We start from the raw sequence: 8,012 nt of genomic DNA, 5'->3' as shown, positions 1-8,012 counted from the left end.
GGTCGCGACCCTGACCGAGCGGCTGACCGGGCTGCGCGAGGCCGCCGGTCCCCGGACCCTCGCCGAGCACGACGCCGACGTCGGGCAGCTCGCGACCCTCGTGGCCGCCTCCGTGGCGGCCCAGACGCGGCTCGCGGACCTGCGGGTGCGGCTGGCAGAGCACGAGGTCGCGACCGAGCAGCTGCGGATCCGGGTCCAGGCCCTGGCGACGGCGGCGGCCACGGCCCGGGTCTCGATCGACGGGCTCCGCACGGACCTGACCGCGGCCCAGCAGGAGGTCGACCTGGCTCGCGCCGACGCCCCGACCGTCGCCGCCCGCGTCGCGGACCTCACCACGAGGGTGCACGCGTGCGAGGCCCTCGCCGCCGCGGTCGAGACCGCCGACCAGGCCGCGCGCGAGCGGACGACCCGGTCGGCCGAGCTCGCCGCGGGCCTCGCGACGCACGACTTCGCGAGCGCAGCCGCTGCCCGCTCGGCCGTGCTCCCCGCGGCCGAGCTGGCCCGGTTGGAGGCGACCGTCGCGAAGCACGCCGCCGCCCTGGCCGCGGTCGCGGACGGCCTCGCCTCCCCGTCGATCGCCGACCTGCCCGACGACGTCGTCGTCGACCTCACCGGGGCGCTCGCCGAACGGGCCCGGGCCGAGACGGCCTCGAACGCCGCGGGCCGGGTCGCGGCGCTCGCGACCCGCACCGCGTCGTCGTCGGCGGCAGCCCTAGGCACGGTCGAGACGGCGCTCGCCGCCCACCACGCCGCCCGGCAGCTCGCGGCGCCGGTGACCAGGATGGCGGACCTCGCGGCGGCGTCGGGCGGTGACAACGCCAAGAAGCTCACGCTCGCCACGTACGTGCTGGTCAAACGCTTCGAGGACGTGGTCGCGGCGGCGAACGAGCGGCTGCTCGCGATGTCCGACGGCCGGTTCGAGCTGGCCCGCAGCGACGAGCGCGAGGACGTGCGAAGCCGGCGAACCGGCCTGTCGATGAAGGTCGTCGACCACCGGATGGAGGCCGCGCGCGACCCGCGCACCCTGTCCGGCGGGGAGACGTTCTACGTCTCGCTGTGCCTCGCGCTCGGCATGGCCGACGTCGTGACGGCGGAGGCCGGCGGGATCGAGCTGGGCACGCTCTTCGTCGACGAGGGCTTCGGCTCGCTCGACCCCGAGACGCTCGAGTCGGTGCTGGTCGAGCTCGGCAAGCTGCGCGCGGGCGGCCGCGTCGTCGGCGTCGTCTCCCACGTCGAGGCCATGAAGCAGTCGATCGCCGAACGCATCGAGGTCCGCCGCCTCCCCGACGGCTCCAGCACCCTCACCGTCCTCGCCGGGTAGAACTCCAGGGGTTCAGACCGTGGCGAGAGTCTCTGCGGCGATCGTGGGCGTGCGCGCGTCGCGGCGCCAGGCGCGCGAGACACCGGTGAGCAGGACGGCGCCGAGGAGGACCATCACGAACATCACCGCGGCCATCGTGACCGCCGGGGTGCCGCCGAGGAGTCCGGTCAGCGGCGCCACGAGCGCGCCGATCCCGAACTGCAGCGCGCCGAGCAGTGCCGCCGCGCTCCCGGCGCGGTGCGGGTTGGACGCCAGCGCGATCGCCGGCGCCGAGGGCATCACGAACCCGGCCGTGCCGAGCGTCAGGATCAGCAGGATCGTGATCGGGACCAGCCCGCCGCCCGCGAGGGCCACCACGAGCAGCGTCGTCGCGAACGCGAGGCCCGTCCAGACGGCACCGGTGAGGATCTGCTCGGGCGCGAACCGGTCCACCATCGCGCCGTAGAGCTGGCTGGCGGCCGTGATCGAGACGGCGCCGCCGGCGAAGATGAAGCCGAACTGCTGGGCGTCCAGCCCGAAGCCGCACTGGAAGACGAAGGTCGACGACGCGACGTAGGTGAACAGTGCCGACATGTAGAACGCCGAGAGCAACGCGAGCCCGACGAACGGGCGGTCGAGCAGCAGGTCGCGGTAGGTCCGCAGGGCCGCACTAGTGCCCCCGGTCCGGCGCTTCTCGACCGGCAGGGACTCCTTCAGGCGAACCGCGGCGAGCACGAACAGCACTGCCCCGACGGTGGCCAGGAACCCGAAGATCGAGCGCCACGAGCCGAACCGCAGCAGCTGCGCGCCGATCGTCGGCGCAAGGACGGGCGCGACGCCGACGATGAGCATCAGGCGAGCCATCACCTTGGAGACGCTCACACCGGAGAAGTTGTCGCGAACCATCGCCATGGACAGCACCATGCCGGCGGCCGCGCTGAAGCCCTGGACGAAACGCAGCGCGGTCAGCATCTCGATCGAGTTGAGGAAGATCATCGCCGTGGACGTCGCGACATAGATCGCGAGGGCGACGAGCAGCGGCCGACGCCGTCCGTAGGCGTCGGAGACCGAGCCGATCAGGATCTGTCCGAGCGCCAGCCCGGCGAGCGATGCGGTGAGGGTGAACTGGACCTGCGCCTGTGAGGCGTGCAGGTCGGCGGCGATCCGGGGGAAGGCCGCGAGGTAGGTGTCAAAGGTGAGGGGGCCGATCGCGGTCAAGGCGGACAGCAGCAGGATGAATCCAGCGCTGATGCGCGTGCGCGCAGGGGCTTGGGGCATGTCCACAGAACCGCGATGCCTACGGAAATTCTTCCCGATCGCACGATCCGTCCACGGGATGGACGGGCTACCAGGACCAGCCTCGGGACGTGAGCTCGACTTCCTCCCGGAATCGCTCCTGCTCGTCGCCTCGCGCCGCGGGGTCGGTGGCTACCCCGGCCAGGATGCAGGCCTCGGCGAGCAGCGCGTCGTAGGCCTTCTGGGTCGCCTCGAGGTGGTGCGCGCGGGCGTACACGTTCTGGTCACGCTCGAGCATCCGGACCTCGTCGGCCACGATGCCGAGCCGGGTCTGCACGCGCAGCACCTCGAACGGGTTCAGCTCGCCCTTGCGGCGCCACCGGCGACTGCCGGGACGGCGCAGCCGAAGGAGCGGGGGCGCCCGGCGTGGGCTTCGATCGGCTGGGGGCGGCACGAATCGCGGCCGTGGTCGGTTGCGCCGCCGGAGGGGCCTCAGCGCCGCAAGGACCACCGCCGCGAGCAGCGCGAAAAGGAGCCAACGCATCACTCTGTACCAATCGGCGAGGTCCCCTCCAGGTTAAGCGGCGCGTCGAGCGTTTTCCAGACCCAAGTTCGCTGGCGCACAAAGTGCCGGTGAACTGCTCGTACGATGTCGACCATGTCTGCACGGGGGGTAGTGGTCGGGGTCGCCGTGCTCGTGGTGCTCGGAGGCGCGGTCGTCGCCGACCGCTTCGCCGTCGGGATGGCGCAGGATGTCGCGGTCGACGGGCTGCGGGCCAATGTCCAGGGCGTCACCGGCGATCCAAAGATCGTGATCACCGGCTTCCCCTTCCTCACCCAGCTTCTCGCGGGCGAGCTCACGGACGTCACGGGTCGCGTCGAGGGGCTGACGTTCAAGGGCGTGCAGATCACCGATGTCGACGTCGACGCCGAGGGCGTGACCACGCACCGCCCGTACACGGTCCACCGGGCGCTCCTGACCGGCTCCCTCTCCACTGCCACCGTCGAGCAGCTGCTCGCGGCGAAGGCGGATCTCCACGTGCACCTCACGGTCGACGGCGACCGCCTCAAGGCCACCACCCAGCTGCTCGGTTCCGACCTGACCGCGACCCTGGTGCCGCGGGCGGAGCACGGCGCGATCCGGGTCAAGGTCGCGGACGTCACGCTCGGCGGCGTCAAGGTGGACGTCGCCGCTCTGCCGAGCGGGATCGCCAAGCGGTTCAACGACATGGCCGTCCCGGTCGAGGGCTTGCCCGACGGCGTCGTGGTCACCGGCGTCGCGGTGCGCGACGGCGGCGTGCGGATCACCGCGACCGGAACCGACGTCACGCTCGCGGCCCCCTGAGCTCAGCCCTCACTCGCGCCGGTCCGCACCGTCCTCGAGCACCTGGAGCAGCGCGCGCAGGTCGGGGATCGCCGCGGACAGTCGGACCTGCGACTCCGGCGGCAGGCTTCCGAGCGCCTGCTCAAGCATGTCCCGGCTGGCCCGGTCGTACCTCGTGAGCAGCGCGCGAGCCGCTCCCGTCGAGCTGAGCTGAGCACCGCGCAGGTCCGACGCCGAGGACTCCCGCGCCACCAGGCCCTGCGCCGCCATGGTCCGCACGAGGTTGCTGACGGTCGACGGCGACACCCGCAGCCGTTGCGCCACCGCGCCGGGGCTGGCCGGCCCGTCCCGCAGCGCTCGCAGCAGCTCGATCTGGGCCTCGGCCAGGTCCGGGAGGTCGGCGGCCCGCCGGGTCGCCCGGAGCACCGACCGTCGAAGCGGACCCAGGAGCGGGCCGAGGTCCGCGGCGTTGTTCACCCGGCCAGTCTCGCAGGCTCGTGCGTGGTAATCTATTTTTGTTGCAAAAATAGATGGGAGTGAGCGGGATGACCGAACTACTGGTGGATGAGCTGACCCAGGACCTGACCGGGATCGTGGGGCTGCACGCGATCTACACCTACGCCAATGGCTGGCAGTACGAGCTGTACGTCAAGAATGCGACGACGATCGACTACCGGATCCATTCGGGAATGGTCGGCGGCCGCTGGGTCAGGGACCAGGCCGTGGACGTCGTCCGCGTCGACGACGGCGTGTACAAGATCGCCTGGACCGAGCCCACCGGAACGTCCGTGGCGCTCGACGTCGTGCCGGCGAAGCGTCGCCTGCACGGGGTGATCTTCTTCCCGCACTGGGTCGAGCAGCACCCCGAGCGCACGGTCTGCTTCCAGAACGACCACCTCGCCGAGATGGCCCGCTACCGCGAGGCCGGCCCGGCCTATCCCGTGCTGGTCGTCCCGGAGTTCGCGCGGATCAGCTTCCTCGAGGACTGCGGACCGGACGACGAGAGCGTCGTCGACCGGGCCCCGGGCGACCTGCCCGCCGGGTACGCCGCGCGGACGAACTGACGCCCGCGGGAGCTACTTGCCCGGGACGACGGCATAGTCCGGGGCGAGGGCGAAGTCGCGGACGAGCCAGCCGTGCGGTCCGGGGTCCAGGTCCATGACCCAGATCATCGTGACCGGATCGGGCGTGGCCGGCGCCTGAGCGCTGGTCGCGGGCGTCGACGAGCTCGTTTCCTCGACCCTGAGCTCGACCCGGGTCTCCCGGTCGCCGGGCCGCGGACCCTCGGTCCGGTCGACGGAGATGTTCAGCGTCGACGGGGGCACCGGCCGCCGGCCCGCGATCGCCGATCCGAGGTACCTCGCGCTCTCACCGCACGCAGCGCAGGCGGGCGCGCTGAGTTCGTGCCAGGCGCGGAAGTCACCGGTGCGATAGACGTACGGCACCAGCGAGACGAAGTAGACGGCCGTCGCGGTCGCTCCGTCGTCGGTCAGGTCGGCCATCTCCGCGAGCCGCGCGGGCTCGCGAAGCGCCGGCGCGGGGATGCCCGGCGCCGGCGACTCGGCGTCTGTTGACCCGCCCCCGGACGGCGAGCTCGGCGACCGCGTGGCGCTCGGCGTCGTTCCTGGCGGCGCCGACTCGATTCCACAGGCCGAGCTGAGCAAGGCGATCCCCAGGAAAAGGGTCGCGGCAACGGAGCACACCGCAAGCGAATGGCTGCGAGACGATCTCGACGTGGTTGTCATTCGTCGACTCTCGCGCCGGCTCCCGCGACGCTGCAATGAGGCCACGGGCGGGCTGTGGACAGACAACAATCCACAGCCCGCCCGTTGTCTTTCCGCCGAAAGTTAGACGCGCACCGGGAAGCGGTGCAGCGTGAGCATCGCCTCGGTCGTCCGTGACCACGGGAACGACTCCGCCCGCGCCCGCGCCGCGGCCCGCCGCTGTTCGGTCGGCACCGCGAGCAGCTCGGTGACGGCCGCGGCGATCGCGCCGGGCTCGGGCGCGGCGCTCCGCCCGGCGCCGCCCGCCACGAGCTCGGCCACCGCGGACGTGCTCGCCGCCACGACGGGCGAGCCGCAGGCCAGGGCCTCCAGCGCCGCGAGCCCGAACGTCTCCACCGGTCCGGGAGCGAGCACGACGTCGGCGGCCCCGAGCAGGGCGGCGACCGACGCACGATCCGCCAGGTGCCCGACCAGCGCGACCGGCAGCCCGCGGGCCCGGCGCCGCAGCGACGCGGCAAGCGGACCGGCGCCGGCGATCACCAGCCGGGCGGGGCAGCCGCCGTCGTGCAGCACCCGCAGCGCCTCGATGGCGAGGTCGGGCCGCTTCTCGCGCGACAACCGGCTGCACAGCACCAGCAGCGGAACCCCGCCCGGAGCAGGCGAGCTCGGCCGGAACTGGTCCAGGTCGACCCCCAGCGGCACGTGCTCGGTGCGAACGCCGATCCGGGCGAACTCCTGCCCGGCGAAGTGCGTGGTGGTCACGACGTGGTCGAACAGCTCGGCCGTCGTCGCGTTGTGCCGGTCGGCCACCAGCCGCGCCGCGCGGGCACCCAGCGGGAGGAATGCGCGCAGCACACCGTCGAGCCGTTCGTGCGCGATCACCGCTGATGGCACCCCAGCCGCGCGGGCCCATTGCCCGAGCCCGCGCAAGGTCAACCGGTCGGAGACCTCGAGGCGGTCCGGTTCGAGGTCGTCCAGCACGGCGCGCACCTCGCGCAGGTCCGCCATCACCCGATACCCGCCCGATCCCGGAACTGCGGGCCCCGCGACGGTGACCCGCCGGCCCCAGGCGAGCTCCTCGCTGCCGGCTCGGGCGCCCGGGACCACGAGCACGAACTCGTGCCCCGCGGCGCGGTACCCCCGCCCGAGCTCGTGCACGGTCGTGCGGATCCCCCCGCTGTTCGGGGCGTACGCGTTCGCGACATGGACGACGCGCACTCAGGTTCCCCGCACGACCGCGCTGCGCGCGGCCTCGTCGTAGTGATGGAGCAGGCGGTCGCACACGACCGGCCAGGTGCGCACGCGCACGGCCTGGTGGGCCGCGGCGCCCATGGCCCGCCGCTTCGCCTCGTCGCCGACCAGGTCAGCGACGTGCGCCCGCAGGGCCGCGAGGTCGCCGGGCGGGTAGAGCCACCCCGTGCGGCTGCTGTCGACCAGGTCGCGCAGCCCGCCCGCCCCGACGGCCACGACCGGCACCCCGCAGGCCATCGCTTCCTGGGCGGCCTGGCAGAACGTCTCGTACGGACCCGGATGCACGACGACGTCCAGGCTCGCGACGGCCCGCGACAGCTCGTTGCCCGACAGCACCCCGGTGAAGTGGGCGCTCGGCAGGCGGCGCGCCAACCGCTCGCGCTCCGGCCCGTCCCCGATGACGACGAGCCGGGTCCCGGGCAGGTCGCTGAGCACCGCGAGATCCTCGACCTGCTTCTCGACCGCGAGCCGCCCGACGAAGCCGACCAGGACCTCGCCCGACGGCGCGAGTCGCGCCCGCAGGTCGTCGTCGCGGCGTGCGGGCGAGAAGGTCGCGGTGTCGACGCCCCGCGGCCAGATCTGAACCCGCGGGATGTCGTGCCGCTCGAGGTCCCGGGCGGCCGTGGGAGACGGCGCGAGGGTGAGGTGCGCGCGCTCGTGGACCGAGCGGATCCGTCGCCAGGCGGCGTTCGACGCGGCGGTGAGCCCGTACCGGCGCGCGAAACCCGCGATGTCGGTCTGGTAGATCGCGACCACCGGGATGCCGAGGGACGCCGCGACCCGCATGACCGGCCCGCCGAGGGCGAACGGCGACGCGAGGTGGATGACGTCCGGGGCGAAGTCCGCGAGCTCGCGCAGCAGGGTGGCGGTCGCGATCGCGGGCACCGGCAGGCGGACCTGCGGGTATCCCGGGAAGCCGACCGACGGCAGTCCCACCACGGTGAAGCCCTCGTAGGTCGGCGGCGGATTCCCGAGCGCGATGACATGAGCCTCGTGACCGGTCCGGCGCAGGTGCCGCAGCACCTGGAGCACCGAGCCGGTCACGCCGTTGACGTAGGGGAGGAACGATTCGGTAACCACGGCGACCCTCACGTGTCGTACTACAGCAGCGCGACACGTGCGCAGGGCGAGGTGTCGGTGTCGGGTGGTCGTCCGGCGCGTGAACCCTTGGGGCGGG

The 8,012-nt window shown here is 73.0% G+C and carries 9 protein-coding genes; 3 read left to right on the top strand and 6 right to left on the bottom strand.

The window, feature by feature from the left end:
• On the top strand, nt 1-1,321 hold a 1,321-nt coding region (locus VIM26_RS14545), incomplete at its 5' end, for an SbcC/MukB-like Walker B domain-containing protein (RefSeq protein ID WP_331952392.1).
• 12 nt (nt 1,322-1,333) lie between these two features.
• Here the strand turns inward: VIM26_RS14545 and VIM26_RS14540 are convergent.
• Nucleotides 1,334-2,578 carry a multidrug effflux MFS transporter gene (locus VIM26_RS14540; RefSeq protein WP_331952390.1) on the bottom strand — a complete coding sequence of 415 codons (1,245 nt, stop codon included), beginning with the start codon at nt 2,576-2,578 and terminating at the stop codon, nt 1,334-1,336.
• Nucleotides 2,579-2,645: 67 nt separating this feature from the next.
• Entirely contained in the window at nt 2,646-2,990 is a 345-nt protein-coding gene (locus tag VIM26_RS14535; RefSeq protein WP_331952388.1) for a hypothetical protein, read from the bottom strand.
• A 204-nt stretch (nt 2,991-3,194) separates the two neighbouring features.
• On the opposite strand from VIM26_RS14535, the gene VIM26_RS14530 reads away from it, so the two are divergent.
• The gene (locus tag VIM26_RS14530; protein WP_331952387.1) at nt 3,195-3,881 is read left to right on the top strand and encodes a DUF2993 domain-containing protein; all 687 of its coding nucleotides are present in this window, start codon (nt 3,195-3,197) and stop codon (nt 3,879-3,881) included.
• Nucleotides 3,882-3,890: 9 nt separating this feature from the next.
• Here VIM26_RS14530 and VIM26_RS14525 read toward each other — a convergent pair whose 3' ends face one another.
• The gene (locus VIM26_RS14525; RefSeq protein WP_331952385.1) at nt 3,891-4,337 is read right to left on the bottom strand and encodes a MarR family winged helix-turn-helix transcriptional regulator; all 447 of its coding nucleotides are present in this window, start codon (nt 4,335-4,337) and stop codon (nt 3,891-3,893) included.
• 68 nt (nt 4,338-4,405) lie between these two features.
• On the opposite strand from VIM26_RS14525, the gene VIM26_RS14520 reads away from it, so the two are divergent.
• Complete coding sequence (locus tag VIM26_RS14520; protein WP_331952383.1) at nt 4,406-4,924, top strand: phenolic acid decarboxylase; 519 nt, start codon at nt 4,406-4,408, stop codon at nt 4,922-4,924.
• 12 nt (nt 4,925-4,936) lie between these two features.
• Here VIM26_RS14520 and VIM26_RS14515 read toward each other — a convergent pair whose 3' ends face one another.
• The 3 genes from VIM26_RS14515 to VIM26_RS14505 form a co-directional block, all read right to left on the bottom strand.
• A complete protein-coding gene (locus tag VIM26_RS14515) occupies nt 4,937-5,605 on the bottom strand; it encodes a DUF6318 family protein (RefSeq protein WP_331952381.1) in 669 nt (222 codons plus the stop codon).
• Between the two features lie 102 nt (nt 5,606-5,707).
• Nucleotides 5,708-6,802 carry a glycosyltransferase gene (locus VIM26_RS14510; RefSeq protein WP_331952379.1) on the bottom strand — a complete coding sequence of 365 codons (1,095 nt, stop codon included), beginning with the start codon at nt 6,800-6,802 and terminating at the stop codon, nt 5,708-5,710.
• Complete coding sequence (locus VIM26_RS14505) at nt 6,803-7,915, bottom strand: glycosyltransferase family 1 protein (protein WP_331952377.1); 1,113 nt, start codon at nt 7,913-7,915, stop codon at nt 6,803-6,805.
• Nucleotides 7,916-8,012: the final 97 nt, after the last annotated feature.

The sequence above is a fragment of the Pengzhenrongella sp. genome (assembly GCF_036565025.1).
Taxonomy (GTDB): Bacteria; Actinomycetota; Actinomycetes; order Actinomycetales; family Cellulomonadaceae; genus Pengzhenrongella.
The sequence above is the reverse complement of the archived record's forward strand: the minus strand, read 5'-3'. Positions and strand labels throughout refer to the sequence as shown.